Here is a 25,280-nt window from a genome sequence, read left to right as displayed (position 1 = left end):
AGGGGGCGCTCATGACCGATCTGCTGCTGCGTGACATCGATCCGATCCTGGCCGACCGCATCCGCCGCGTGTCGGTGGCCCGCGGCTGGACCCAGCACGAGACCATCCTGCGCCTGCTGGAGCAGGGGCTGTTCGCCTCCGAGCACGAAGTCCGCAGCGGCTTCGAGGACAGCGAGGTGGATGCCCTGGCCGAGGCGATCGCGGCGCTGAAGGACGTGCCGGCGGGCAAGGGGTTCTGAGCGCGGCCGCCATGGCGCCGGTCCGCTTGCGCACGCTTCGCGCCGACATCACCACCCTGCGGGTGGATGCCATCGTCAACGCGGCCAACGGTTCGCTGCTCGGCGGCGGCGGCGTGGACGGCGCGATCCACCGCGCGGCCGGGCCCGGATTATTGGAGGAATGCCGGCGCCTCGGCGGCTGCCCGACCGGGCAGGCGCGGATCACTGCCGGCCACCGGCTGCCGGCGCGGCACGTCATCCATACCGTCGGTCCGGTCTGGCGCGGCGGCGACGCCGGCGAGGCGGCGCTGCTGGCCGCCTGCTACCGCAACAGCCTGCTGCTGGCCGAGGCGGCCGGTTGCGCGACGGTCGCGTTTCCCTCGATCAGCACCGGTGTGTACGGCTATCCGCTGCACCTGGCCGCGCCGGTGGCGGTGGCCAGCGTCGCCGGCTTCGCCGCCGCGACGGTGCGCGAGGTGGTGTTCTGCTGTTTTTCCGAGGCCGACCTGGAGGGGTATCGGGTGGTGCTGGGGGAGTAGGCGTAGCGGCGCCTCGACGGGCGCACAGATATCGCGCCTGCACCTCTCCACTCCGTCGTTCCCGCGCAGGCGGGAACCCAGCGACTTTCGCTTTGCGCTTGCGGCACCAGGCATCACCGGCATGCGTTCGGTGGCAAGTGATATGCCGCTACTGATCAAGAGGCTGAAGTCACTGGGTTCCCGCCTGCGCGGGAACGACGGAGAAGGGTGCGGGCGTGGAGCAAGAGGCGCCCCCGGAATCCCGGGCGTCCGTTGCCCGGCCCACTCAGGGCAGCGGCAGCGCCTCGCCCGCGAACACCGCCACATGCGGTACGCCGTCGGCGCCGATCCAGCCGCGGTACATGCCCTCGGTGTTGAACGGGAAGGCGATGCTGCCGTCGGCGCCCAGCGCGATCGCGCCGCCGTCGCCGCCGGCCGCAGGGATGTCGCGGTTGATCACGTCCTCGGCCGCCTGCGCCAGCGGCTGCCCGGCCAGGCGCACCCGCGCGCAGATCTCGTGCGCGGCGGCGGTGCGGATGTAGAACTCGCCCCAGCCGGTGCCCGACACCGCGCAGCGGGCGTCGGCCCAGGTGCCGGCACCGATGATCGGCGAGTCACCAACCCGGCCCCAGCGCTTGTTGGTCATGCCGCCGGTGGAGGTGCCGGCGGCGAGCCGTCCTTCGGCATCCAGCGCCAGCGCGCCGACCGTGCCGAAGTAGTCCAGCGGCTGTTCCACCCGCGACTGCGCGGAGGCCTCGGCCTGCAGCGCCTTCTGCAGTTGCTGCCAGCGTTTCTCGGTGCGGAACCAGGACGGGTCGACCAGTTCCAGGCCCTGCTCCCGGGCGAAAGCTTCGGCGCCGGCGCCGATCAGCATCGCGTGGCGCGAGCGTTCCATCACCGCGCGCGCCAGCAGGATCGGATGCCGCACGCGCTGCACGCCGGCCACCGCGCCGGCCTTGCCGCTGGCGCCGTCCATGATCGAGGCGTCCAGTTCGTTGCGGCCGTCATGGGTGAACACCGCGCCGCGCCCGGCGTTGAACTGCGGCGCGTCCTCCAGTACTGCGATCGCCGCGGTCACCGCCTCCAGCGCCGGCTTGCCGGCCTGCAGCTGCGCATGGCCGGCGCGCAGGGCCGCCTCGAGCGCGCTGCGCGTGGCCGCTTCATCCTCCTCCGTCAGGCCGGCGCGGACGACGCCGGCGCCGCCATGGATCACCAGCAGCGGAGCCGGGCGTTCGGCGGCGACGGCCAGCGGCGCGGCCAGGGCCAGGCTGCAGGCGAGCAGGCCGCGCAGTGCGTGGCGCCAGGCGCCGGCGGGCCGGTGCCGGCTGGAAGTGCGTGTCATGGGCAAGGTTTCCTCGTGCTTCATGCGGGGTGGACGACGCCGAGCACGCGCGGGCCGCGCGCGCCGGTGACCGCCGGCAGGTTGCCGGGCAGGCCGGCCAGGGTCTGGCGTGCCAGCCAGGCGAAGGCCATGGCCTCGACGAAATCCGGGTCCAGGCCGTGCGCGGCGGTCGATTCGAGCGCGGCGTCGGGCAGGCGCGCGGCGATGCGTGCCAGCAGCTGCGGATTGCGCACGCCGCCGCCGCAGGCGATCACCCGCGCGGTGCCGGGCTGGTGCGCCAGCAGCGCGCCAGCGATGGTGGCCGCGCTCAGTTCCAGCAGGGTCGCCTGTACGTCGGCCGGCGATTCGTCGCCGTGCAGCTTCGACTGCACCCAGTCCAGGTGGAACTGTTCGCGGCCTGTGCTCTTGGGCGGCGGCAGCGCGAACCAGGGTTCCTCGAGCAGGCGCGCCAGCAGCGCGGCGTCGACCTGGCCGCTGGCGGCGAAGGCGCCGTCGGCGTCGAAGCCCTCACCGGTGTGGCGCAGGCACCAGGCATCGAGCAGCGCGTTGGCCGGGCCGGTGTCGAAGCCGCGGACGGCCTGTCCCGGATCATCCGATCCGGGAGCTCCGGCACGCGGCAGCAGGGTGTAGTTGGCGATGCCGCCCAGGTTGAGCACCGCGCGGTCCTCGTCCGGGGTATGCAGCAGCGCGGCGTGGAAGGCCGGCACCAGCGGCGCGCCGTGGCCGCCGGCGGCGACGTCGCGGCGGCGGAAGTCGGCGACGGTGGCGATGCCGGTGCGCTCGGCGATCACGTTGCCGTCGCCGACCTGCAGCGTGAACGGCGCGTCCCCGTGCGGGCGGTGGCGCAGGGTCTGGCCGTGCGAGCCGATCGCGGCGACCTGCGCCGGTGCGACGCCGGCCTCGTCCAGCAAGCCCAGTGCGGCGGCGGCGAAGGCCTGCGCGACCTGCACGTCCAGGCGGCCCAGTTCGTCCAGCGAGGCCGGCTCGCCGCCCTGGCCCAGCGCGACCAGGCGTTCGCGCAGCGCCGGCGCCCAGGGTTGCGTGCGCGCGGCGCGCAGGCGCAGCCCGGCGGTGCCTGCGTCATCGGGGAATTCGACCAGCGCGGCATCGATGCCGTCGGCGCTGGTGCCGGAGATCAGGCCGAGGAAGAGGTGCGACATGCGCGCAGGTTAGCTGGATCGCATGCCGTCGGCTAATGCGGAACGCAGCTTCCGGAAACGCGTCCGGCTCGTCGGGGTGCAGTGGCATCGCAGTGCCGACGGCGTCGTGTCGCCGGCTGAACCCGGCTCCTACCGTGGACGTATCGACGTCCTCGTCCCGTGCGGCGTCACCTTGTAGGAGCCGACTTCAGTCGGCGACACGGGCGTCGGAGAGATAGGAGCGTCGCCTGTACCGATGCCCATCATGTTGTGGCAGAAGGCGCGTTCCGCAGCAGGGCGGCTGCCGCCCATGACGTCGGGATGCAACGGCGTCGCCGGTGCCGAGGGCGTCGTGTCGCCGGCTGAACCCGGCTCCTACAAGGGAGGCGGCGAGGGCTCAGCCGCGCTTGTTCTTCTTCGCCGCGTCGGTGTGGGCGAACATCAGCTGTTCCATCGACTCCATCCGCGCCAGAGTCGGCGCGGTCGCCGCCTTGAACGCGGCCAGGTCGGCGCCCTTCAGCGGCTCCGGTGGCGGCATGGTCACCGACAGCGGGTTGCGGTGCACGCCGTTGACCCGGAATTCGTAGTGCAGGTGCGGGCCGGTGGCCAGGCCGGTGGCGCCGACGTAGCCGATCACCGTGCCCTGCGAGACCGCCTGGCCCTTCTTGACCTTGCCGAAGCGCGACATGTGCGCGTACAGCGTGGTGTGGCCCTTGCCGTGGTCGAGGATCACCACGTTGCCGTAGCCGCGCTGGGTGCCGACGAACTGCACGCGCGCGTCGCCGGCGGCCATGATCGGGGTGCCGGTGGACGCGGCGTAATCCACGCCCTTGTGCATGCGCATCGTGCCCAGCACCGGGTGCCGGCGCGAGCCGAACTTCGAGGACAGCCGCGCGTACTGGATCGGCATGCGGATGAAGCTCTTCTTCAGCGGTCGGCCGTCGGCGGTGAAGTACTCGGCCTTGCCGTTGCGCTCGAAGCGGAAGCCGGTATAGGTCTTGCCGGCGGTGGAGAAGGTCGCGGCGAGGATCCGGCCAGTACCGATCCGCTCGCCCTCGCGCCAGGTCTCCTCGACCACCGCGCTGAAGCGGTCGCCCGGCTGCACGTCCTTGAAGTCGATGTCGTACTTGAAGATGTCGTCGGTCATCACCGCGATCGCCGCCGGGCTCAGGCCGGCCTTGCGCCCGGCCGCGTACAGCGAGTGGTCGATCTCGGCGCTGGTCACCGCCAGGCGGGTGGTGGTGGCGCGCTCGAGCACCTTCTCGTGGACGCGCTCGCCGCGCAGGTCGAGCTCGACCCGCTGGGTCGGGCTGCGGTCGAAGCGGAAGCCGCGCAGGTCGCCGTGCTCGTCCAGCTCGAAGCCCAGCTCGACGCCGGGGCGCAGGCGGGTCAGCGCCTCGCGGTTGGCCGGGTTGTCGAGGATGCGGTGCATGGTCGCGGCCGGCACGCCCATCTTGTCGAACACGCCGCCCAGGGTCTGGCCGGATTCGATCTGGACCACGTCCCATGAGCGGCCCGCGCCTTCGACCGGCGCACGCACGGTCAGCGGCGGCAGCTGCAGCGGCAGGGTGGCGTGCAGCTGGGAGGCGGGCTCCAGCTGCGAGGAGAAACCGGGGACGATGGTGGCGACCAGTGCGCCAAGGGTCGCGAACAGGCTGGCGTGCAGCCAGTGGCGGCGGGTCCAGCGGGTGTTGAAGGCAGCGGGGAACCGCTCCTTCAGCTTGCGGTGCAGGTGACGGTGGTGAAGGATGCCGAGGCGGTCGTGGAACTGCTGCTTGCGGACGCGGCCGTGGTCGGTCAGTGGCATCGCTTAACTTCCTTCACGGGACCCCGGAGTGCGGCCCACTGGGCGGGTACCATAAACACCTGAAACTAGTGCGTCAAACCATTGAAGAACCTGAACTTTTCGCTGGCTTTCCGGTTAACCCGCACGTAACATTTCGTTCAAGTTTGTAGTCGCCCCGAACCGTGGAGCCGGCCGTGTTTTCCGAGAAGTCCGTCACAGAATCCCTTGCGTTGATCGGCCGTGGCGCCGACGAGGTCCTCAAGCGCGAGGAACTGGAGGCGCGCCTGAAGCCCGGTCGCCCGCTGCGGGTCAAGGCCGGCTTCGACCCGACCGCGCCGGACCTGCACCTGGGCCATACGGTGCTGCTGAACAAGATGCGCCAGTTCCAGGACCTGGGGCATCAGGTGATCTTCCTGATCGGCGACTTCACCGGGATGATCGGCGACCCGAGCGGCAAGAACGTCACCCGCAAGCCGCTGACCCGCGAGGACGTGCTGGCCAACGCACGCACCTACGAGGAGCAGGTGTTCAAGGTGCTGGACCGCGAGCGCACCGAGGTGCGCTTCAACAGCGAGTGGTTCGGGAAGATGGGCGCGGCCGACATGATCCGCCTGGCCGGCCAGTACACGGTGGCGCGCATGCTCGAGCGCGACGACTTCGCCAAGCGCTACGCGGCGCAGCAGTCGATCGCGATCCACGAGTTCCTCTACCCGCTGGTGCAGGGCTACGACTCGGTGGCGCTGCAGGCCGACGTGGAGCTGGGCGGCACCGACCAGAAGTTCAACCTGCTGATGGGCCGCGGCCTGCAGGAGCACCACGGCCAGGCGCCGCAGATCGTGCTGACGATGCCGTTGCTGGAGGGCCTGGACGGGGTCGCCAAGATGTCCAAATCGCTGGGCAACTACATCGGCATCAGCGAGCCGGCGATCGACATCGTGACCAAGGCGATGAAGGTTGGCGACGCGCTGATGTGGCGCTGGATCGAGCTGCTCAGCTTCGACATCTCCGTGGCCGAGGCGGCGAAGCTGCGTGGGGAAGTGGACGCCGGCGCGTTGAACCCGCGCGAGGTCAAGCTGCGCCTGGCGCGCGAGTTGGCGACGCGCTTCCACGACGCGGCCGCGGCCGAGCAGGCCATCGCCGGCTGGCACGCGGTGGTCACCGGCCAGGGCGACACTTCGACGCTGCCGCTGCAGGACGTGGCGGTGCCGGCGGAAGGCCTGCGCATCGCCGCGCTGCTGACGGCCGCCGGGATCACGCCGTCCAACTCGGAGGCCAACCGCAAGCTCAAGGAGCGCGCGGTCAAGGTCGACGGTGCGGTGGTCGAGGACGCGGCGCTGAGCTTCACGCCCGGCTTCGAGGGCGTGCTGCAGGTGGGCAAGCGCAACTTCGCGCGGGTGCGGCTGGTCGCCGGCTGACGACCGACAGGCGGTGGCGTGCGTCCTGCGCACGCGGCGCCTGTAGCTTTGCTGCAACTGCAACTGCAACTGCAACTGCAACTGCAACTGCAAGAGCGCCGAGTGTGGTTGGCTCCGGGCTGAGCCGCGGCAGGCCGGGGGTATTGCGGTCGTCTCGACGGCACATCCATGTGCCGACTCGCCGACGTGGCCATCCCTGGCCACTGCCGCAATACCCCCGGCCCGCCACGTCTCCCGGAGCTTTGGCGTCGTGGCTTCGTTCGGCCGGATGACAGCCCATGGCTGCTCTTTGTAGGAGCCGGGCTTGCCCGCGATGCGACGCTGTCGGCACAGGCGACGCCTTCATGATTCCGACGCCCGTGTCGCCGACTGAAGTCAGCTCCTACAGGAGAGCGGCCGCGCCGTGGCTGTTGTAGGAGCCGGGTTCAGCCGGCGACCCGACGCCGTGGGCACAGGCGACGTCCTCGTGATTCCGACGCCCGTGTCGCGGTCATGCCCGCTCCTGCAGAAGGCAGTGCTGCCATGGGTTTCCCTTCCTCCGTAGGCGAAAGGAAGGGCCGGGGAGGGGATTTTGCTGTTGTTCCTCCGATCGAAGCCACGCCCTCAAAGCTCCCGAGGCCGTCGTGCCCTGGGGGTCTGGCGCAAGCAGCACATGGATGTGCTGCGGTCGCGACTTGGAGGCAGGACGCCGCAGCGGAGCGATGCGCCATACCCCCAGGGCACGACGGCCCCTTCCGAAGCCGACGCTTCTTGCTTCAAGGGTCGCCTCGACCTCAAAGCGTATGCGTCACCACGCAATCGCGCCCGGCACGCTTGGCCGTGTACAGCGCCTCGTCGGCGCCGCGCATCAGCATCGACAGCGGCATCGGCCGGTTGGACACGGCCACGCCGAGGCTGACGGTCACCCGGACCGGCGGCGCCGGCGGGTCCAGGCGCATGGTCGACAGCGACATGCGGATGCGCTCGGCCAGCTGCGCCGCGTTGCGCGCGTCCGGGCCGGTCACCACGATCACGAACTCCTCGCCGCCGGTGCGCGCGAACACGTCGTGCTCGCGGGTCTGGCTGCGGATCGTGTCGCTGAGCTTCTGCAGCACCAGATCGCCGATCTCGTGCCCGTAGCGGTCGTTGACCCGCTTGAAGTGGTCCAGGTCCAGCGCGATCACCGCCAGGTGGGCCTCGCGGGTCAGCCGTTCCAGTTCCGGATCCAGCCGCGCGAACAGGCCGCGGCGGTTGAGCGTGCCGGTGAGCGGGTCGAGCATCGCCGTCTGCCGCAGCGACTCGGCCGCGCGGAAGCTGGCCAGCATCAGCATGCAGAAGTTGATCAGGTACCAGGTCGACAGGTCGACGTTGACCCAGGCCTCGTTGGGTCCGTACTGGCCGGTGAACGCCTGCAACAGGTCGCGCCCGTAGAGGAACGCCAGCACCGCGCTGCCGAGCATCACCAGCCGCGCCGGCACGCGCAGCGGCGGCACGTCCAGCCGGCGCAACTGCCAGAGCAGGATGCCCAGCATCACCAGCTCGGCCAGGCTCATCGCCGCGCCCTGGCCGTCGATCGCGTCGCCGGCCAGCCAGGCCAGCAGCGACAGGGCGACGAACGCCGGCACCAGCATCCACTCGGCGCGGCGCAGCGGCCGCTGCTGCACGAACTTGATCCCCGCGCCCGCCAGCACCGCCAGGCCGCCGCAGGCGAGCACGCCGCCGATCGCGGCCGCCACGACCGTCGCAGTCTCCGAACCGGCGCGCTCCAGCCCCGTAGCGGTGCCGTCCAGCATCGCCGCGCCCACCGAATAGAGAAAGTGGCCCACGCCCCAGGAGGCGATGCCGCGCACCCCGCGCGACACGCGTGACACGTACCAGAACAGGCCCAGCAGGATTGCCGCCAACGCGCAGTCGGTCAGCAGCAGGTTGTAGAAGTCGGTGGTCATCTGCCTCCCGGGCAGCACTCCCTGGCGCCGACTATGCGGCATCGACGCCGGTGGTTTCCATCCCGGCAGGACGATGCGGAACCGGCCGGGTCGCCCATCGGCATTGCGGCGGGCCGGTGGCGGAACCTGGTTGCCTGGACCGCCATCGGTCGTCCGGGGAGGGGGCGCACACGGTCGCGACGCGCGGTGGCCGGATCCGGGCAGGTCCGCCGTTCAGCTAGGAACGCCCGAGCCCAAGCCCATGACGCCTCCGTCCGGCACCCGTCCCGCCTGCCTTCCCGGCGTCCTGCTGCTGCTGGGGCTGGTCGTACTGGCGGTGCTGCGTTCGCACCACGGCACCCGGCTGGACAGCTTCACCGTGGACGAGCCGTGGCACATCGTCGCGGGCGTTTCCTACGTGCGTACGGGCGACTACCGGCTCAACCCCGAGCATCCGCCGCTGGTCAAGCTCGCGGCGGGCGCGGCCATGCCCGCCGGCTTCGTTCTGCGGCCGCCGGCGCCCCTGCATGAAAAATTGCAGGAACGGGACATGGTCGAGGAGACGATGTTCTACGACAACGACGCCGCCCGCGCGCAGCAGCGCGCCCGGGTGGCGATGTGGCTGTTGAACGGGTCGCTGCTGCTCGCACTGGGCCTGGTGCTGTGGCGCGCGCTGGGCCTGGCATGGGCGGCGGGCGCGCTGGCGTTCCTGGCCATCGAGCCGACCGTGGCCGCGCACCTGCCGGTGGTGATGACGGACCTGCCGCTGGCGTTGACGCTGGCGATCGCGGCGGCCTGCGCCGGCCTGCTGGCGGCCGGCTGGCGCTGGCGCTGGGTGGCAGGGCTGGGCGTGGCCCTGGGCCTGGCGCTCTCCGCCAAGCACTCGGCGTTGGCCGGGATCGGCGGCATCCTGGCCGTGCTCGGTGTGGCGGTGCCGTGGGGATGGCGCAGCGAGGGCCTGCGCGGCGTGGTCCTGCGCCTGGCGAAACTGGCCGTGGCACTGCTGCTGGCGATCGTCGTGCTGTGGGCCCTGTACGGGTTCCGTTTCCATGCCGGCACGAACGGCAGCGACGGGTTCAACCGCGAACTGCCGGACAAGCTCGCCGAGATCCAGAGCGACCACTGGCGCGAAGGCATCGCCTTCGCCGACCGCTGGCAACTGCTGCCGCGCAGCTACCTGTGGGGGCTGGCCGATACCGTGCGCACCGGGGTCGAGGGACGCTCGATCAGCGAGCACTTCGTGTGGGGCCGGATGTACGAGGGCCATCCGCCCTGGTTCAGCTGGCCGGCGATCATCGCCGCCAAGGTGCCGCTGGCGCTGTTGCTGCTCAGCGTGCTGGGCGCGTTCGCGTTGTGGAGGCTGCCGCTGGCGCCGGCCGCGCGCTGGACGCTGTGGGCGGTGCTCGGGTCCAGCGCCTTCCACCTGGTGGCGCTGGTCGGCTCCGGTGCGATCTGGGGCGGCGTGCGCCATGCGATGCCGGTGCTGGTGGCGATGGCGGTGCTGGCCGGCGCGGCGGTGCAATACGCCTGGCAACGACGGCCCCGGGCCTGGCGGGTGCCGGCGGTCGCGCTGCTGGCGGTCGCACTGGCAATGACGGTCCGCGAGCCGCGGGTCTGGGAATACCACAACGAACTGGTCGGCGGCAGCGGCGGCGCCTACCGCTACTTCGACAACGAAGGCCTCGACCTGGGGCAGCGCTTCGCCGAAATCCGCGAATTCCACGATCGCGTCATCCGCCCCAGCGGCCAGCCGATGTACCTGAACCTCTGGATGATCGAGGAGCAGATGCGCGCCGCCGGCCTCAACAACCGGCGCCGGGTCGAGGACCTGCGCGACGACAACGTGCAGGGTGTGTACGAAGGATATTTCGTGCATTCGCGCAGCCATCGGCTGCCCTGGCCGTCCCGTGACTGGGATCCGGCGGAGGGGTTCGCGGGCCTGCACCGGGTTGCCTCGTTCGGCAACACCGACATCTGGCAGGGGCGGCAGCTCATGCCGCGCGCACGGGCGCACGGCATGCAGTCGAAGGCGATCGACTACATCTACAAGGAGCGCGGCGAGGATTGGCGGCTGGTGGCGCTGAGGCTGGAGGAAGTGGTGGCGCTGTTCCCGCAGTCGGTGGCGAGCGGTATCGAACTGGGCAACGCCTACGTGCGCCTGGGCGATGGCCCGGACGCGATCCGCGCCTACCGGCGCTTCCTCGACCAGGACAAGGCGCCGGTGGACGCCGGGGTGCGCCGCCAGGTGGAGGCGCAGATCGCCGGCATCCGGGCCGCCGGCGACCAGGTGGCGGCGGTCGGCCCGATGCGCAATCCCACGCTGGAATGATGGCGCGGCGGCGTGCCGCCGCCGCGCTCAGTCGCCCAGCGTGAGCAGCGAGGCGTTGCCACCGGCGGCGGTGGTGTTCACCGTCACCGTCTTCTCGGTGGCGAAGCGCGGCAGGTAGTGCGGGCCGCCGGCCTTGGGGCCGGTGCCGGACAGGCCCTGGCCGCCGAACGGCTGCACCCCGACCACCGCGCCGATCTGGTTGCGGTTGACGTAGACGTTGCCGACCTTGATCCGCGAGGCGATGCGCTCGACGGTCTCGTCGATGCGCGAGTGGATGCCCAGGGTCAGGCCGTAGCCGGTGGCGTTGACCTGCTCGATCACCGCGTCGAGCTGGTCGGCCTTCCAGCGGATCAGGTGCAGGACCGGGCCGAACACCTCGCGCTGCAGCTGCGACAGCGAGGCCAGCGCATAGGCACGCGGGGCGAAGAAGCTGCCGTGCGCGGTCGCCTCGCCGGTCGGCACGGTGGCGATGTGGGTGGCTTCGCGGTCCATCCGCTGTGCGTGCGCCTTGAGCAGTTCCAGCGCGTCGGCGTCGATCACCGGGCCGACGTCGGTGGCCAGCGCGCCGGGGTCGCCGACCTTCAGCTCGGCCATCGCGCCGGCGAGCATGGTCGTCACCTTGTCGGCGATGTCCTCCTGCACGAACAGCACGCGCGCGGCCGAGCAGCGCTGGCCGGCGGAAGTGAACGCGCTGGCGATCGCGTCCTTGACCAGCTGCTCGGGCAGCGCCGAGGAGTCGGCGATCAGCGCGTTCTGGCCGCCGGTCTCGGCGATCAGCACCGCGATGGCCGCGTCCTCGCGCGCGGCCAGGGCGCGGTTGATCGCGCGCGCGGTCTCGGTCGAACCGGTGAAGGCCACACCCGCCACGCGCGCGTCGCGGGTCAGCGCGGCGCCGACGGTGGCGCCGTCGCCCGGGACGAACTGCAGCACCTCGGCCGGCACGCCCGCTTCGTGCAGCAGCTTCACCGCGGCATGGCCGATCAGGCTGGTCTGCTCGGCCGGCTTGGCGACCACGCTGTTGCCGGCGGCCAGCGCCGCGCTCACCTGGCCCAGGAAGATCGCCAGCGGGAAGTTCCAGGGGCTGATGCACACGAACACGCCGCGGCCGTGCAGCTGCAGCGCGTTGGATTCGCCGGTCGGCCCGGGCAGCTGCTCCGGTGCGCCGAACTGGCGCCGCGCCTGGGCGGCGTAGTAGCGCAGGAAGTCGACCGCCTCGCGCACCTCGGCGACCGAGTCGGGCAGGGTCTTGCCGGCCTCGCGCACGCACAGCGCCATGAACTCCGGCATGCGCTGCTCGAGCAGGGTCGCGGCGTGCTCGAGGATCGCGGCGCGGCTGGCGGCCGGGGTGCGGTCCCAGGCCGGCTGCGCGGCCACGGCATTGCCCAGCGCCCTGTCGACGGCGGCCGCATCGGCCGGCTGCCAGTGGCCGACGACCTGGCGGCGGTCGGCGGGGTTGCGCACCGCCAGCAGTTCGCCGGTGGCGACGGCGCCCGGCACCAGCGGCCCGGCGCGCCAGGGGCCGGCGTGCTCGTTCAGACGCGCGGCCAGGGCCTGCAGTTCTTGGTCGTCGGCGAGGTTGGCGCCCATGGAGTTGTTCCTGTCGAAGCCTTGCTGGGTGTAGAGGTCGCGCGGCAGCGGGATGCGCGGATGCGGGATGGTGGCGAAGCCGGACACGGCGGCGACCGGATCCTGGACCAGGTCGGCCACCGGCACGTCCTCGTCGGTGATCCGGTTGACGAAGCTGGAGTTGGCGCCGTTCTCGAGCAGGCGCCGGACCAGGTACGGCAGCAGGTCCTCGTGGCTGCCCACCGGCGCGTACACGCGGCAGGGCACGCCCAGGCGGTCGGCCGGCACCACCTCGGCGTAGAGGTCGTCGCCCATGCCGTGCAGCTTCTGGTGCTCGTAGTCGCGGCCGCCGGCAATGGCGCGGATCGCGGCGATGGTCTGCGCGTTGTGGGTGGCGAACATCGGGTACAGCGCGTCGGCATGGCCGAACATGCGCCGCGCGCAGGCCAGGTAGGACACGTCGGTGTTCTGCTTGCGGGTGAACACCGGGTAGCCGGCCTGGCCCTCGACCTGGGCGCGCTTGATCTCCGCGTCCCAGTACGCGCCCTTGACCAGGCGCACCGGGATCCGGCGGCCGACCCGGCGGGCCAGGTCGGCGAGGAAGTCGATCACGAACGGCGCACGCTTCTGGTAGGCCTGCACCGCCAGGCCATAGCCCTCCCAGCCTTCGAGCGAGGGATCGGAGAAGGTGGCCTCGATCAGGTCCAGCGACAGCTCCAGGCGGTCGCTCTCCTCGGCGTCGACGGTGTAGCCGATGCCGTAGGACTTCGCCAGCTGCGCCAGCTCCAGCACCGCGGGCGCCAGCTCGGCCATCACCCGCTCGCGCTTGGCGTGTTCGTAGCGCGGGAACAGCGCCGAGAGCTTGATCGAGATGCTGGGCGCGGCGAACACGTCGGTGCCCGTGTAATTCCCGCTCTTGCCGATGGCGTGGATCGCGTCGCGGTAGGCCTGCAGGTAGCGCTGCGCGTCCTTCATGGTCAGCGCGCCCTCGCCGAGCATGTCGAACGAATAGCGGTAGGCGGCGTTGTCGCCCTTCCTCGAGCGCGCCAGCGCTTCGGAAATCGTGCGGCCCATGACGAACTGGTGGCCCATGATCCGCATCGCCTGGCGCACCGCCAGCCGCACCACCGGCTCGCCGACCCGGCCGACCAGACGCTTGAACGCGCCGGGCACGTCGTGGCGGGTCAGGTCGTTGAGGTTGACCAGCCTGCCGGTGAGCATCAGGCCCCAGGTCGAGGCGTTGACCAGCACCGACTCGCTCTGGCCCAGGTGCTTCTCCCAGTCGGCCTCGCCGAGCTTGTCGCGGATCAGCTTGTCGGCCGTTTCCTGGTCGGGGATGCGCAGCAGCGCTTCGGCCACGCACATCAGCAGCACGCCCTCCTCGCTGCCGAGGTCGTACTGGCGCATGAAGGCCTCGATCGCGCCCTGGTCCTGGGCGCGGGCACGCACACGCCGCACCAGATCGGCGGCCAGGGCGTCGACCCGTGTCTGCGCGGCCGGGTCCAGGCGCGCCTGCTCCAGCAGTTCGCGCACGTGGCTGGCCTCGTCGCGCAGCCAGGCGGCGGTGATCGCCGCGCGCAGCGGCGAGGGGGCGGACGCGGGGGCGACTGCGACCGGGATCGGGCGGTCGGGCCGCGGGGCGTGGTCGGAACGGGGGGTGGGGTTGGCGGTCATGGCTCGGTCGGCAGGGGGTACGAGCGCCGGGGCGGCGGCAGCGGCCCGGGGGCGGATCGGACCGGAATGGACGGCGGCGCGGCAGGCGCGCCGAATCCACCATGATGGCGCCGCCGGCTGAAGCTGGCTTGACGGATTCCGGCGGCGCGGGCGCACGAGCCGGCACAAACGCGGCGGGCTGGGTGGCCCGCGCAGCGCCGGCCCGCATCCCACCCTCCGCCCTCCGCCTCCCGCACCGTCGTCCCGGCGAACGCCGGGACCCAGTGACTTCAAGGCTTTGCAGCTGCCATCACTGTCCTGCGAGGCTGGGCCCCGAAGCCAAAGACGCTGGATCCCGGCGTTCGCCGGGACGACGGGGACCTGGAGGCCGAACGCCCCAGGCATCTGTCGGACCCCGGCAGGGGACCGGGGCCGCGGCTCAGCCCTGCCGCAGCGCCCGGTACTCGCGCGGGGTCATCCCGGCCAGGGCGACGAAGCGGCGGGTGAAGGCGCTCTGGTCGCTGAAGCCGCAGGCCTGGGCGATGTCGGCGATGCTGCCGGGGCCGTGCAGGCGGTGCATCGCCGCCTGGATCCGGATCCGGGTCAGCAGCTGCAGCGGGGTCAGCTGGAACACCTTGTGGAAGGTGCGCTCGAGCTTGGACTCGGAAAAGCCGGTGATCGCCAGCAGGTCGTGGATGCGGACGTTGCCGGCGTAGTGCCGGTTCATGTGCACCAGCGCCTCGCGCAGCGACAGGTAGTCGGCCGCCACGCCCTCGCGGCTGGCCAGGTCGCGGGAGATGCCGATCAGGCCGGCCACCTGCCCGTCCACCTGCAGCGGCCGCTTGCAGGTCAGGCACCAGCCGGGCTCCTGGTCGGAGAACAGGTGCAGCTCCAGCAGGTTGTCGATCACCGCGCCCTCGAGCACCTGCCGGTCCTGCAGGCCGTAGGTGGCGCCCAGGCCGCTGGGGTACACCTCGCTGGCCCGCTTGCCGATGATCTCGCGCCGCGAGCGCAGGCCGAGCCGGCGCAGCATGGTCGCGTTGACGTGGGTGTAGCGGCCCTCGCGGTCCTTGATGAAGAACAGCACGTCCGGGATCGAGTCGAACAGGGCCTCGACCTCGGCGGCGTCGACGGAAAGGGAAGCTGGCTTCACGGCGGGTCCAGTGGGCGGGGTGGCCGGCCGGCATCCCGGGGCGGTTGCGGGTGGCGGACGGCGGCCATTCTAGTAGGGGTGGCTTCACGGCCGAGGCCTGCGTTCCGGAACAGACCCGCGTGCCTCGCCGGAAGTACCGGATGGGCCCTCCTTGCCGCGGTCGCACCCGGCTGGCGTGCGACCGCGATGGCTGCCCGGGGGCCCGCCACGGGCCCTTCCTGCGCCCCCGCGCAGGCCGGCTCGGGTTGCCGCTGGCAGCGCCCAGCGCGTACCATCTTCCGGTTTTCCGCAGGCGGCAAGCGGCGGTGGGCGTCATGATCGAGGTGGTTCCGTACAGGTCCGGCGATGCCGGTGCGCGGCTGCGGCTGCGCCCGCCGCGGGCCCTGACGGCCCGCCAGTTCAGGGCGCTGTTCGCCGCGCTGGCGGGGGCGATGTGGCTGGCGGCCGGCCTGGGCTGGCTGGCCGGCAACGTCTTCGCCCCGGCCTTCGCCCTGCTGCACAGCGCGGGGCTCGCGCTGGCGCTGCGCTGGCTGTGGCGCAGCGGGGAACGCGGCGAGGAGATCGCCATCGGTCCCGGGACGGTGGAAGTCCGTCGCGGGGCCGATGCCGTTTTCAGCGCCCATCCGCACTGGGTGCGGATGCGGGTGGAAGGGGACGACGGCAGGGTCACGCTGTCGTCCAGCGGCAGGCGGGTGGAGGTGGGCGCGTTCCTGGGCCCGGCCGAACGCTCGCAGCTGGCGCGGTGTTTGAAGCAATTCCTGGCGGCCGCAGCAACTGGCGATGGCCGCAACCGATGACGCAACCTAGGGTCTAGGCAATGATGCAAGCGAAGGGATGGTGGAAGCGGTGCATGGCGGCGGGCGCGCTCCTGGTGGCGCCGGCGCTGGCCTGGGCCCAGTCGGCGGACCCGCACCGCTGGCAGCTGAACATGGGGCGCGGAGTGACCGCGTCCTCGCAGAACGCTTATGAAGCGCACATGATCGTGCTGTGGGTGTGCGTGGTGATCGGCCTGATCGTGTTCGGCGCGATGGGCTACGCGATGTTCAAGTTCCGCCGCTCCAAGGGCGCGGTCGCGGCGCAGTTCAGCCACAACACCACCGCCGAGGTGATCTGGACGGTGGTCCCGGTGCTGATCCTGATCGCCATGGCCTGGCCGGCGACGGCCAAGCTGATCGCGATGTACGACACCCGCGACTCCGAGATGACCGTGAAGGTCACCGGCTACCAGTGGATGTGGAAGTACGAATACCTGGGCGAGGGCGTGTCCTTCACCAGCCGCCTGGACCGCGAGTCCGACCGCATCCGCCAGGCCGGCGAGCGGCCCAGCCACGAGGCCAACCCGCACTACCTGCTGGACGTGGACAACCGCCTGGTCCTGCCGGTGGACACCAAGGTCCGCTTCGTCATCACCGCCGACGACGTCATCCACGCCTGGTGGGTGCCGGCGCTGGGCTGGAAGCAGGACGCGATCCCGGGCCTGATCAACGAGGCCTGGACCGAGATCAAGGTGCCGGGCGTGTACCGCGGCCAGTGCGCCGAGCTGTGCGGCAAGGACCACGGCTTCATGCCGATCGTGGTCGAGGCGGTGTCCAAGGAGGAGTTCGCCCGCTGGCTGGCCGCGAAGAAGCCGGCGCCCGCCGCCGAGCCCGCGCCTGCCGACGAGGCCGCACCGGCCGACGAGACCCCCGCCGCTGACGCCGAGCCCACCGCCGGCGCCGCCCAGGGCTGATCCGGACGGGTCCGATACGATCCAGGCAACGGCCGCCACGCGGCCGCCACGCACACGCATTCCAGAGGTAGCAACGCCATGGCCCACTCCGCCGCCGAGCATCACGACGACCACCACGGCCACAAGCAGGGGTTCGTCGAGCGCTGGTTCTTCTCCACGAACCACAAGGACATCGGCACGCTGTACCTGCTGTTCTCCTTCGTGATGTTCATCATCGGCGCGGCGATGAGCGTGATCATCCGTACCGAGCTGGCGACCCCGGGCCTGCAGCACGTCAGCCCCGAGTTCTTCAATCAGATGACCACCATGCACGCGCTGGTGATGATCTTCGGCGGGGTGATGCCGGCGTTCGTCGGCCTGGCCAACTGGATGGTCCCGCTGCAGGTCGGCGCGCCGGACATGGCGCTGCCGCGCATGAACAACTGGTCCTTCTGGATCCTGCCGTTCGCCTTCACCCTGCTGCTGATGACCCTGTTCCTGCCGGGCGGCGCCCCGGCCGGCGGCTGGACCCTGTATCCGCCGTTGTCGCTGCAGGGTGGCTACAACGTGGCGTTCACCATCTTCGCCATCCACATGATGGGCGTCAGTTCGATCATGGGCGCGATCAACATCATCGCGACCATCCTCAACATGCGCGCCCCGGGCATCGACCTGCTGAAGATGCCGATCTTCTGCTGGACCTGGCTGATCACCGCGTTCCTGCTGATCGCGGTGATGCCGGTGCTGGCCGGCGCGGTGACCATGCTGCTGACCGACAAGTTCTTCGGCACCAGCTTCTTCAACGCCGCCGGTGGCGGCGACCCGGTGATGTTCCAGCACATCTTCTGGTTCTTCGGCCATCCCGAGGTCTACATCATGATCCTGCCCGCCTTCGGCGTGGTCAGCGAGATCATCCCGACCTTCAGCCGCAAGCCGCTGTTCGGCTACCAGGCGATGGTCTACGCGACCGCCTCGATCGCGTTCCTGTCGTTCATCGTCTGGGCCCACCACATGTTCACCGTGGGCATGCCGCTGGGCGGCGAGATCTACTTCATGTTCGCGACCATGCTGATCGCGGTGCCGACCGGCGTGAAGGTGTTCAACTGGGTCAGCACGATGTGGAAGGGCTCGCTGAGCTTCGAGTCGCCGATGCTGTGGTCGGTGGCGTTCGTGATCCTGTTCACCATCGGCGGCTTCTCCGGCCTGATGCTGGCGATCGTGCCGGCCGACTTCCAGTACCACGACACCTACTTCGTGGTCGCCCACTTCCACTACGTGCTGGTGACCGGCGCGGTGTTCGCGCTGATCGCCGCGGTGTACTACTGGTGGCCGAAGTGGACCGGGCGCATGTACAACGAGTTCTGGGCCAAGTTCCACTTCTGGTGGACCATGATCTTCGTCAACCTGCTGTTCTTCCCGCAGCACTTCCTCGGCCTGGCCGGCATGCCGCGCCGCATCCCGGACTACAACGTGGTGTTCGCCGACTGGAACCTGATCAGCTCGATCGGCGCGTTCGGCATGTTCGTCACCCCGTTCATGATGGCCGCGATCCTGTGGCACTCGCTGCGCCACGGCGCCAAGGCCGAGGCCCGCGCCTGGGAGTACGCGCGCGGCCTGGAGTGGACCGTGCCGTCGCCGGCGCCGCACCACACCTTCAGCACGCCGCCGGTGATCAAGGATGGTGATCTGGCGCATGGCGACATCACGCATTGATGCGAGTCCCTCGCAAGAACCGGCACATCCATGTGCCGGGATTCAAATAGAACCCTAGTCCCAGGAAGCAGCGTGACCGCACCGACCGACAACCAGGACAGCACGAAGCGCCGCAAGGGCGTGGTGCGGACGGCGCTGGTGCTGGGCGTGATCGCGCTGGGGATCTACCTGGCCTTCATCCTGTCGGGCGTGCTCAACGCATGAGCGAGGCACGGGCCCCGGCGAAGCGCGGTGCGGGCTGGCTGAAGCTGGTCGGGGTGGCGCTGGCTGCGTTCGCGTTCACCTTCTCGCTGGTGCCGCTGTACCGGATCGCCTGCGAGAAGGTGTTCGGGATCCGCCTTGAGGGCGGCACCGGCCAGGCCCGTGCGGGCGTGGTGGCGACCGCCGACGCGCGCAAGGCGCGCACCGTGACCGTGCAGTTCGACGGCGGCGTGAACTCGAAGCTGCCGTGGGCGTTCGAGCCCGAGCAGCTGACCATGCAGGTGGTCCCGGGCGAGCTGAACGAGGCGATGTACTTCGCCCGCAACGACGGCGACCGCGTCATCGTCGGCAGCGCCACGCCCTCGGTGGCGCCGGCGCGGGCCTCGGGCTACTTCACCAAGACCGAGTGCTTCTGCTTCACCGCCCAGACCCTGCAGCCGGGCGAGAAGCGCGACATGCCGGTGCGCTTCATCGTCGACCGGGACCTGCCGGCCGACGTCAAGACCATCACCCTGTCCTACACTTTCTTCAAGAACGAGGACCTGACCGCGCGACTGGGCGCGGCGCAGGCCGCCAACGCGCCGCATTCGGCGCCCTGACGAACACGGAAGCAGACGCCATGGCCCAACCGAACGCGGACCAATACTTCGTCCCGACCCACAGCAAGGCACCGATCCTGGCCTCGGTCGCGCTGTTCACGCTGATGATCGGCGTGGCCAGCTGGCTCAACGGCGCCGGTTGGGGCAAGTGGACGTTCTTCGTCGGCGTGGCGGCGATGATCGCGGTGCTGTTCTACTGGTTCAGCGCCGTGGTGCGCGAGTCGCTGGCCGGCCACTACAACCGCCAGGTCGACGTCTCGTTCCGTATGGGGATGATCTGGTTCATCTTCTCCGAGGTGATGTTCTTCGCCGCCTTCTTCGGCGCGCTGTTCTACGCCCGCTTCTTCGCCCTGCCGTGGCTGGGCGGCGAGGGCGACGGCGTGATGACCAACGCCCTGCTGTGGGACGGCTATACCGCCGCGTGGCCCACCGCCGGCCCCGGCCAGGTCGGTGGCCAGTTCCAGACCATCCCGGCCTGGGGCCTGCCGCTGGCCAACACCCTGATCCTGCTGACCTCGGGCGTGACCCTGACCATCGCCCACCACGCGCTCAAGGCGAATGCCAGGGGCCAGGTGCTGCTGTGGCTGGGGCTGACCGTGGTCCTGGGCCTGCTGTTCCTGTTCTTCCAGGCCGAGGAATACATCCACGCCTACCGCGATCTAAACCTGACCTTGGGTTCGGGCATCTACGGCTCGACCTTCTTCATGCTCACCGGCTTCCACGGCGCGCACGTGCTGCTGGGCACCATCATGCTGGCGGTGATGTGGGCGCGCGTGGCCAAGGGCCATTTCACCCCGGACAACCACTTCGCCTTCGAGGCGGCCGCGTGGTACTGGCACTTCGTCGACGTGGTGTGGCTGGCGCTGTTCCTGTTCGTCTACGTGCTGTAGGCGGGCGCGGGACCAGGACAACCACGACAGGGGCGCCTCCGGGCGTCCCTGCCGTTTCAGGGCCGGGAAAGGCGCGTCCGGACGCTCAGCCGCCGATGCCGTGCGGCTGGATCACCCCGGTCCAGATGCCGAGGATGACCAGCAGGATCAGCGCCACCGACAGGCCGATGCGGCGGGTGAGCGCGTTGACCGTGCGCTTGCTCTGGCCGCGGTCGACCAGCAGGTAGTACAGGGCCGAACCGAGGTTCCACAGGATGACCAGCAGGAACGCCACCACGACCAGGGTCTTGAGCGAATCGTTCACGGCGGTGGCCTCGGCGGTTGCGGGGATGCGGTGCCCGGCATTATCGCAGGCACGCAGGGAGATCGCGCGATGAGCGCGCGGCGCCTGCCGCTGTGGGCCGGCTGGATGCTGGCACTGGCGGTGGCCGCGCTGTGCGCGGGGCTGGGCCTGTGGCAGCTGCAGCGCATGCACGCCAAGCAGGACCGGGTCGACGCCGCGGCGCGGGTGCTGGACGCGCGCCGCGCGCAGCCGCTGGCGCTGGCCGCCGATGCGGCGCGCACGCGCGACTACGACTGGGCCGCCGGCGAGGGCCGCTTCCTGCCGCTGCCGGCGGTGCTGTTGGACAACCAGAACCGCGGCGGCCGCGCCGGCGTGCGCGCCTATCGCGTGTTCCAGCCCGCGGACGAAGGCGCCGCGCCGCTGCTGGTCGAACTGGGCTGGCTGCCGCTGCCCGGCGACCGCCGCCTCCCGGACGTGCCGGCGCCCGCGGCCACGCACGTGGCCGGCCTGCTGCTGCCGCCGCCGTCGCCCGGGCTGGTCGCGCCGGTGGCCACCGCGCAGGCCGACGGCACCGTGCTGGTGGTGGCGCTGCAGCCCACGGTGGTGGCCGAAGCGCTGCGCCTGCCGGCGCTGGCGCAGCGCGTGCTGCGGCTGGATCCGGACCTGCCGCTGGGCTATGCGCGCGACCTGGAACTGCTGCCGAACACGCTGCCGCCGGAGCGCCACCTCGGCTATGCGGTGCAGTGGTTCGCCCTGGCCGCCGCGGTGCTGGCGATCGCGCTGCTGCTCACGCTGCGCGGGCGGCGCCGGCGTTGATGCCGGCATGCGCGTGACGTCCACCATGCCGGCCGTGCGAAAATCCCGCCCATGACCACCCCTGCTCCCGATATCGCCCGCACCCGCCGCGGGCGGCTGATGCTGATCGCCCTGTTCGTCCTGTTCTTCGGCAGCGCCTTCGGCGCCGGCCTGCTGCGCCTGAGCGGCTGGATGCCGGCCGGGCTGCGCAACCACGGCGAGCTGCTGCAGCCGCCGGCCGACCTGCGCCAGTCGCGGCCGCTGCTCGCCGACGGCGGCGCCTACGACTGGAACCCGGCCGCGCGCACCTGGCGGATCGTGGTCGCGCCGCCGCCGGCCTGCGCGGCCGAGTGCGAGCGGCTGCTGGCCGACCTGGACAAGGTCTGGCAGCTGTTCGGGCACAACGCCGACAAGGTCGAGATCCTGTGGCTGGGCCCGTTGCCTGCCGGTGCGCCGGCATTGCCCGAACTGCGCCCGCTGCGCGACGACGCGGCGCTGCGCGCCGCGCTGCCGCGGGTCGACGATCCGGCCGGCGTGCCGCTGTACGTGGTCGATCCCAATGGCTTCGTGATCCTGCGCTATGCGCCCCACACCGACCCGGCCGGGATCCGCGCCGACGTCGCCCGGTTGCTGAAACTGAAGTGAGGTCCGTGCGCCGATGAACGCGATCGCCCGTCCCGCGCTGGCCCGCCATTTCCATCGCATCGCCTGGCTGGCAGTGGCGCTGACCACGGTCGTGGTGGTGTTCGGCGCGTTCGTGCGCCTGTCCGACGCCGGCCTGAGCTGCCCGGACTGGCCGACCTGCTACGGCCGCGCCGCCTGGCCGTCGGCGCCGCAGGACGCGGCCGCGCACGCGGCCAGCGAGATCCGTCCGTTCGAGACGCACAAGGCCTGGCGCGAGCAGGTCCACCGCCACCTGGCCGCGACCCTCGGCGTGCTGGTGCTGGTGCTGGCGCTGCTGGCCGCGCGCAAGCGGCGTTTCGGCACCGCGCAGATCGTCGGTGCCTCGCTGCTGGTGGCCGGGGCGATCCCGGCATACATGGGCGGGCACATCGGCCTGGCCTTCGCCCTGGCCGGCGCGGGCGAGGCGATCCTGCTGCTGGCCGCGCTGCGCTGGTCCAACGTCGACCTGGCGCGGGCCGCGGTGCTCACGCTGGCAGTGATCGTGTTCCAGGCACTGCTGGGCAAGTGGACGGTGACCCTGCTGCTCAAGCCGATCATCGTGATGGGCCACCTGCTCGGCGGCCTGGCCACGTTCTCGCTGCTGCTGTGGATGGCCTGGCGTGCGACCGATCTGCCGATCCGGCTGGCCGAGGCGCGCACGTTGCGCCGCTGGCTGATCGCCGGCCTGGTGGTGCTGGGCGTGCAGATCGCGCTCGGCGGCTGGACCAGCGCCAACTACGCCGCGCTGGCCTGCGGCGGCGGCGGCTGGACCACGGCCGAGCACCACTACCTCGATTTCCCGAAGTGCGTGGGCCAGTGGTGGCCGCCGGCGGACTTCCGCGAGGGCTTCGTGCTCTGGCGCGGCATCGGCGTGGACTACGAGGGCGGCGTGCTCGACGGCGCATCGCGCATCGCGATCCAGATGGCGCACCGGATCATGGCGGTGGTGGTGGTGCTGTACATGCTCTGGCTGGCGCTGCGCCTGTACCGCATGCCGGGCATGCGCGGCTGGGCCTCGGCGCTGGGCCTGCTGGTGCTCGCCCAGGCCGCCCTGGGCGTGCTCAACGTCAAGCTGGCGCTGCCGCTGGCGGTGGCGGTGCTGCACAACGCCGGCGCGCTGGCGCTGCTGTTCGTGCTGGTGACCCTGCTGGCGCGGCTCAGGGAACCCGAGCCGGTCGCATGACAGCCGCTGCCATCCCTACCTGGCGCCAGTACCTGGAGCTGACCAAGCCACGCGTGGTCGCGCTGCTGGTGTTCACCGCGCTGGTGGGCATGTTCCTGGCCGTGCCCGGGCTGCCGCCGGCGCGCGAGGCCGTGTTCGGTCTGATCGGCATCTGGCTGGCCTCGTCCTCGGCCGCGGCGATCAACCACCTGATCGACCAGCGCATCGACAAGCTCATGGCCCGCACCGCGCACCGGCCGCTGGCCACCGGCGCGCTGCGCCCGGCGCAGGTGCTGGTGTTCGCCGTCGCGCTGGGCGTGGCCTCGATGGCGATCCTGGTGCTGCTGGTGAACACGATCACCGCGGTGCTGACCTTCGCCTCGCTGATCGGCTACGCGGTGGTCTATACCGGCTGGCTCAAGCGCGCCACGCCGCAGAACATCGTGATCGGCGGCGTGGCCGGCGCCTCGCCGCCGCTGCTGGGCTGGGCCGCGGTCACCAACATGGACGGGCCGTGGGACTGGCAGCACGCGCTGCTGCTGGTGCTGATCATCTTCGTGTGGACGCCGCCGCACTTCTGGGCGCTGGCGATCTTCCGCCGCGACGACTACGCGCGCGCGCTGATCCCGATGCTGCCGGTGACCCACGGGGTCACCTACACCCGCTGGCAGATCCTGTTCTACACGGTGCTGCTGCTGCAGGTGAGCATCCTGCCGGTGGTGTTCGGCATGAGCGGCTTCTTCTACCTGGGCGGGGCGCTGGTGCTGGGCAGCGTGTTCCTCTGGTACGCCTGGCGCCTGCTGGATCCGCCGGACGAGTTCTTCGCCATGCGCGTGTTCAACTATTCGATCGTCTACCTGATGGCGCTGTTCGCGTTCCTGCTGGTCGACCACTGGCTGCCGCTGCTGTTGGGGTAACTGGGCCTTCTGGCCGGCGGACGGTTTTTGCAGGAGCCGGGTTCAGCCGGCGACACGCCACGCGGCACAGGCGACTGCCTCGTGGTTCCGACGCCCGTGTCGCCGGCTGAACCCGGCTCCTACACAAGGAGCGGGGGCGTTTGCTTCCCCGCACGTGGCATCCCGCGGTCTCCGCTGTGCCGCCACCCCGGCGCGAGGCCGGAGCGGCGGCACGGGCGTGGCCTCAGCCGGTCTTCGCATGGGCAGCCCGCTGTTCGCGCCGCCGGATCCACATGTTGATCGCCTCGACGAACACCGAGAACGCCATGGCGGTGTACACGTAGCCCTTCGGGATGTGCAGGCCGAAGCCGTCGGCGATCAGCACCAGGCCGATCATGATCAGGAAGCTCAGTGCCAGCACCTTGACCGTCGGGTGGCGCTCGACGAACTCGCCGATCGGTCCGGCGAAGGCCAGCATGAAGGCGATCGACACCAGGATCGCGGTGACCATCACCCAGCGCTCGTCGACCATGCCCACCGCGGTGATGATCGAGTCCAGCGAGAACACGATGTCCAGCAGCATGATCTGGGTGATCACCCCGCCGAAGGACGTGGCCACGCGCTTCAGGCTCGGCTCGCCGCCGACACCCTCGATCTTGTGGTGGATCTCGACCGTGGCCTTGGCGATCAGGAACAGGCCGCCGCCGATCAGGATCAGGTCGCGCCACGAGAAGACGTGGCCGAACAGCTCGAACAGCGGATAGGTCAGGCGGGTGATCCAGACGATCGCGAACAGCAGCATCAGGCGGGTGATCGCCGCACCGGCGATGCCCAGCCGGCGCGCCTTTTCGCGCTGTTCCGGCGGCAGGCGGCTGGCCAGGATCGAGATGAAGATGATGTTGTCGATGCCCAGGACCAGCTCCAGCGCGGTCAGGGTGGCCAGGGCGATCCAGATTTCGGGGGTGAGCAGGGCGTCCATGGGGGCTCGGTCTCGGGGCTGCGGCCGGAGGGTGCCAGCGTGCGGGTGCACGCGGCGTGGTGGGGGCGAACGGCAGGATACGTGGCGTCAGGAGCCAGGCAGGAAGCTGGCCTTGCGCGGCTTGTGGGAGCGGCAGTCGGAGTGGCCGTAACGGTCGCGGAAGGCGTGCCGGTCGTCGGCGCGGCCGGGGGCACGCGGCGCCATGGTCGGCTCGGCGCGGGCGATCGGGCGATCCCGTTCGTGGTCCGGGCGGATGCCGTGGCGCGGGAGGCGACAGCCGGTCTCGATGCCCTGGCGTCCGGTCATGGCCAGGGTCGCGGTCCTGCAGGCGGGGTGTTGCATGGGGGATTCCGGGAAGGTTCCAGGGG

At 70.9% G+C, this 25,280-nt stretch carries 23 protein-coding genes; 14 read left to right on the top strand and 9 right to left on the bottom strand.

Annotated features, from left to right (window positions below; genetic code table 11):
• Nucleotides 1-11 precede the first annotated feature (11 nt).
• On the top strand, nt 12-239 hold the full coding sequence (locus WQ53_RS06990; protein WP_052631453.1) for a hypothetical protein: 228 nt from the start codon (nt 12-14) through the stop codon (nt 237-239).
• 11 nt (nt 240-250) lie between these two features.
• Nucleotides 251-757 carry an O-acetyl-ADP-ribose deacetylase gene (locus WQ53_RS06985; protein WP_052631451.1) on the top strand — a complete coding sequence of 169 codons (507 nt, stop codon included), beginning with the start codon at nt 251-253 and terminating at the stop codon, nt 755-757.
• Between the two features lie 265 nt (nt 758-1,022).
• On the opposite strand, the gene WQ53_RS06980 is transcribed toward WQ53_RS06985, so the two are convergent.
• From WQ53_RS06980 to WQ53_RS06970, 3 genes are all read right to left on the bottom strand, one after another.
• Nucleotides 1,023-2,027, bottom strand: coding sequence for an isoaspartyl peptidase/L-asparaginase family protein (locus tag WQ53_RS06980; protein WP_052633962.1), 1,005 nt, complete (start codon nt 2,025-2,027; stop codon nt 1,023-1,025).
• A 71-nt stretch (nt 2,028-2,098) separates the two neighbouring features.
• Complete coding sequence (locus WQ53_RS06975) at nt 2,099-3,238, bottom strand: anhydro-N-acetylmuramic acid kinase (RefSeq protein ID WP_052631449.1); 1,140 nt, start codon at nt 3,236-3,238, stop codon at nt 2,099-2,101.
• A 376-nt stretch (nt 3,239-3,614) separates the two neighbouring features.
• Nucleotides 3,615-5,024: a peptidoglycan DD-metalloendopeptidase family protein gene (locus WQ53_RS06970; protein WP_052631446.1), complete on the bottom strand. Its 1,410-nt coding sequence runs from the start codon at nt 5,022-5,024 to the stop codon at nt 3,615-3,617.
• 173 nt (nt 5,025-5,197) lie between these two features.
• On the opposite strand from WQ53_RS06970, the gene tyrS reads away from it, so the two are divergent.
• A complete protein-coding gene (gene tyrS, locus WQ53_RS06965; protein WP_052633961.1) occupies nt 5,198-6,418 on the top strand; it encodes a tyrosine--tRNA ligase in 1,221 nt (406 codons plus the stop codon).
• Nucleotides 6,419-7,191: 773 nt separating this feature from the next.
• Here tyrS and WQ53_RS06960 read toward each other — a convergent pair.
• Nucleotides 7,192-8,343, bottom strand: coding sequence for a GGDEF domain-containing protein (locus WQ53_RS06960; RefSeq protein ID WP_052631443.1), 1,152 nt, complete (start codon nt 8,341-8,343; stop codon nt 7,192-7,194).
• 241 nt (nt 8,344-8,584) lie between these two features.
• On the opposite strand from WQ53_RS06960, the gene WQ53_RS17005 reads away from it, so the two are divergent.
• The gene (locus WQ53_RS17005; RefSeq protein ID WP_052631441.1) at nt 8,585-10,651 is read left to right on the top strand and encodes a tetratricopeptide repeat protein; all 2,067 of its coding nucleotides are present in this window, start codon (nt 8,585-8,587) and stop codon (nt 10,649-10,651) included.
• 27 nt (nt 10,652-10,678) lie between these two features.
• Here WQ53_RS17005 and putA read toward each other — a convergent pair whose 3' ends face one another.
• Both putA and WQ53_RS06945 read right to left on the bottom strand, forming a co-directional pair.
• Nucleotides 10,679-13,891, bottom strand: coding sequence for a bifunctional proline dehydrogenase/L-glutamate gamma-semialdehyde dehydrogenase PutA (putA, locus tag WQ53_RS06950; protein WP_052631439.1), 3,213 nt, complete (start codon nt 13,889-13,891; stop codon nt 10,679-10,681).
• A gap of 418 nt (nt 13,892-14,309) precedes the next feature.
• Nucleotides 14,310-15,023 (bottom strand): AraC family transcriptional regulator, encoded by a 714-nt coding sequence (locus tag WQ53_RS06945; RefSeq protein WP_052631437.1) that lies wholly within the window; start codon nt 15,021-15,023, stop codon nt 14,310-14,312.
• A gap of 314 nt (nt 15,024-15,337) precedes the next feature.
• Between WQ53_RS06945 and WQ53_RS06940 the strand changes: the two genes are divergently transcribed.
• From WQ53_RS06940 to WQ53_RS06920, 6 genes are all read left to right on the top strand, one after another.
• Nucleotides 15,338-15,820 carry a DUF2244 domain-containing protein gene (locus WQ53_RS06940; RefSeq protein ID WP_052631435.1) on the top strand — a complete coding sequence of 161 codons (483 nt, stop codon included), beginning with the start codon at nt 15,338-15,340 and terminating at the stop codon, nt 15,818-15,820.
• A gap of 20 nt (nt 15,821-15,840) precedes the next feature.
• Entirely contained in the window at nt 15,841-16,752 is a 912-nt protein-coding gene (gene coxB / locus WQ53_RS06935) for a cytochrome c oxidase subunit II (RefSeq protein ID WP_052631433.1), read from the top strand.
• 78 nt (nt 16,753-16,830) lie between these two features.
• On the top strand, nt 16,831-18,444 hold the full coding sequence (gene ctaD / locus WQ53_RS06930) for a cytochrome c oxidase subunit I (protein WP_052631431.1): 1,614 nt from the start codon (nt 16,831-16,833) through the stop codon (nt 18,442-18,444).
• A gap of 72 nt (nt 18,445-18,516) precedes the next feature.
• Nucleotides 18,517-18,648: a hypothetical protein gene (locus tag WQ53_RS17325; RefSeq protein WP_269078962.1), complete on the top strand. Its 132-nt coding sequence runs from the start codon at nt 18,517-18,519 to the stop codon at nt 18,646-18,648.
• Nucleotides 18,645-19,244: a cytochrome c oxidase assembly protein gene (locus tag WQ53_RS06925; protein ID WP_052631429.1), complete on the top strand. Its 600-nt coding sequence runs from the start codon at nt 18,645-18,647 to the stop codon at nt 19,242-19,244. Before WQ53_RS17325 ends, WQ53_RS06925 begins: the two co-directional genes overlap by 4 nt.
• 20 nt (nt 19,245-19,264) lie before the next feature.
• Complete coding sequence (locus WQ53_RS06920) at nt 19,265-20,134, top strand: cytochrome c oxidase subunit 3 (protein WP_052631427.1); 870 nt, start codon at nt 19,265-19,267, stop codon at nt 20,132-20,134.
• Between the two features lie 85 nt (nt 20,135-20,219).
• Here WQ53_RS06920 and WQ53_RS06915 read toward each other — a convergent pair whose 3' ends face one another.
• Nucleotides 20,220-20,438, bottom strand: a complete 219-nt coding sequence (locus tag WQ53_RS06915) for a twin transmembrane helix small protein (protein WP_052631425.1) — start codon at nt 20,436-20,438, stop codon at nt 20,220-20,222.
• Between the two features lie 69 nt (nt 20,439-20,507).
• Between WQ53_RS06915 and WQ53_RS06910 the strand changes: the two genes are divergently transcribed.
• Genes WQ53_RS06910 through cyoE form a run of 4 tightly spaced genes read left to right on the top strand, consistent with a single transcriptional unit; the run spans nt 20,508 to nt 23,954 of the window.
• Nucleotides 20,508-21,233, top strand: a complete 726-nt coding sequence (locus tag WQ53_RS06910; protein ID WP_052631423.1) for an SURF1 family protein — start codon at nt 20,508-20,510, stop codon at nt 21,231-21,233.
• Nucleotides 21,234-21,284: 51 nt separating this feature from the next.
• Nucleotides 21,285-21,857, top strand: coding sequence for a hypothetical protein (locus WQ53_RS06905; protein WP_052631422.1), 573 nt, complete (start codon nt 21,285-21,287; stop codon nt 21,855-21,857).
• Between the two features lie 13 nt (nt 21,858-21,870).
• The gene (locus WQ53_RS06900) at nt 21,871-23,058 is read left to right on the top strand and encodes a COX15/CtaA family protein (protein ID WP_052631420.1); all 1,188 of its coding nucleotides are present in this window, start codon (nt 21,871-21,873) and stop codon (nt 23,056-23,058) included.
• Nucleotides 23,055-23,954 (top strand): heme o synthase, encoded by a 900-nt coding sequence (cyoE, locus tag WQ53_RS06895; RefSeq protein WP_052631418.1) that lies wholly within the window; start codon nt 23,055-23,057, stop codon nt 23,952-23,954. The genes WQ53_RS06900 and cyoE overlap by 4 nt, the downstream gene beginning before the upstream one ends.
• Before the next feature lie 223 nt (nt 23,955-24,177).
• Here the strand turns inward: cyoE and WQ53_RS06890 are convergent, their stop codons facing one another.
• Nucleotides 24,178-24,912: a TerC family protein gene (locus WQ53_RS06890; RefSeq protein WP_052631416.1), complete on the bottom strand. Its 735-nt coding sequence runs from the start codon at nt 24,910-24,912 to the stop codon at nt 24,178-24,180.
• Nucleotides 24,913-24,999: 87 nt separating this feature from the next.
• Nucleotides 25,000-25,254 carry a hypothetical protein gene (locus WQ53_RS06885; protein ID WP_144409256.1) on the bottom strand — a complete coding sequence of 85 codons (255 nt, stop codon included), beginning with the start codon at nt 25,252-25,254 and terminating at the stop codon, nt 25,000-25,002.
• Nucleotides 25,255-25,280: the final 26 nt, after the last annotated feature.

The organism is Pseudoxanthomonas suwonensis, assembly GCF_000972865.1.
Taxonomy (GTDB): Bacteria; Pseudomonadota; Gammaproteobacteria; order Xanthomonadales; family Xanthomonadaceae; genus Pseudoxanthomonas; species Pseudoxanthomonas suwonensis_B.
The sequence above is the reverse complement of the archived record's forward strand: the minus strand, read 5'-3'. Positions and strand labels throughout refer to the sequence as shown.

What these genes read in the sequence shown, in the direction of transcription:
- WQ53_RS06890 (WP_052631416.1), bottom strand. Translation starts at nt 24,912, where the DNA reads ATGGACGCCCTGCTCACCCCCGAAATCTGGATCGCCCTGGCCACCCTG.
- WQ53_RS06885 (WP_144409256.1), bottom strand. Translation starts at nt 25,254, where the DNA reads ATGCAACACCCCGCCTGCAGGACCGCGACCCTGGCCATGACCGGACGC.
- WQ53_RS06960 (WP_052631443.1), bottom strand. Translation starts at nt 8,343, where the DNA reads ATGACCACCGACTTCTACAACCTGCTGCTGACCGACTGCGCGTTGGCG.
- WQ53_RS06920 (WP_052631427.1), top strand. Translation starts at nt 19,265, where the DNA reads ATGGCCCAACCGAACGCGGACCAATACTTCGTCCCGACCCACAGCAAG.
- cyoE (WP_052631418.1), top strand. Translation starts at nt 23,055, where the DNA reads ATGACAGCCGCTGCCATCCCTACCTGGCGCCAGTACCTGGAGCTGACC.
- WQ53_RS06970 (WP_052631446.1), bottom strand. Translation starts at nt 5,024, where the DNA reads ATGCCACTGACCGACCACGGCCGCGTCCGCAAGCAGCAGTTCCACGAC.
- coxB (WP_052631433.1), top strand. Translation starts at nt 15,841, where the DNA reads ATGATGCAAGCGAAGGGATGGTGGAAGCGGTGCATGGCGGCGGGCGCG.
- WQ53_RS06900 (WP_052631420.1), top strand. Translation starts at nt 21,871, where the DNA reads ATGAACGCGATCGCCCGTCCCGCGCTGGCCCGCCATTTCCATCGCATC.
- ctaD (WP_052631431.1), top strand. Translation starts at nt 16,831, where the DNA reads ATGGCCCACTCCGCCGCCGAGCATCACGACGACCACCACGGCCACAAG.
- WQ53_RS06925 (WP_052631429.1), top strand. Translation starts at nt 18,645, where the DNA reads ATGAGCGAGGCACGGGCCCCGGCGAAGCGCGGTGCGGGCTGGCTGAAG.
- WQ53_RS06975 (WP_052631449.1), bottom strand. Translation starts at nt 3,238, where the DNA reads ATGTCGCACCTCTTCCTCGGCCTGATCTCCGGCACCAGCGCCGACGGC.
- WQ53_RS06940 (WP_052631435.1), top strand. Translation starts at nt 15,338, where the DNA reads ATGATCGAGGTGGTTCCGTACAGGTCCGGCGATGCCGGTGCGCGGCTG.
- WQ53_RS17005 (WP_052631441.1), top strand. Translation starts at nt 8,585, where the DNA reads ATGACGCCTCCGTCCGGCACCCGTCCCGCCTGCCTTCCCGGCGTCCTG.
- WQ53_RS06910 (WP_052631423.1), top strand. Translation starts at nt 20,508, where the DNA reads ATGAGCGCGCGGCGCCTGCCGCTGTGGGCCGGCTGGATGCTGGCACTG.
- WQ53_RS06985 (WP_052631451.1), top strand. Translation starts at nt 251, where the DNA reads ATGGCGCCGGTCCGCTTGCGCACGCTTCGCGCCGACATCACCACCCTG.
- putA (WP_052631439.1), bottom strand. Translation starts at nt 13,891, where the DNA reads ATGACCGCCAACCCCACCCCCCGTTCCGACCACGCCCCGCGGCCCGAC.
- WQ53_RS06905 (WP_052631422.1), top strand. Translation starts at nt 21,285, where the DNA reads ATGACCACCCCTGCTCCCGATATCGCCCGCACCCGCCGCGGGCGGCTG.
- WQ53_RS06990 (WP_052631453.1), top strand. Translation starts at nt 12, where the DNA reads ATGACCGATCTGCTGCTGCGTGACATCGATCCGATCCTGGCCGACCGC.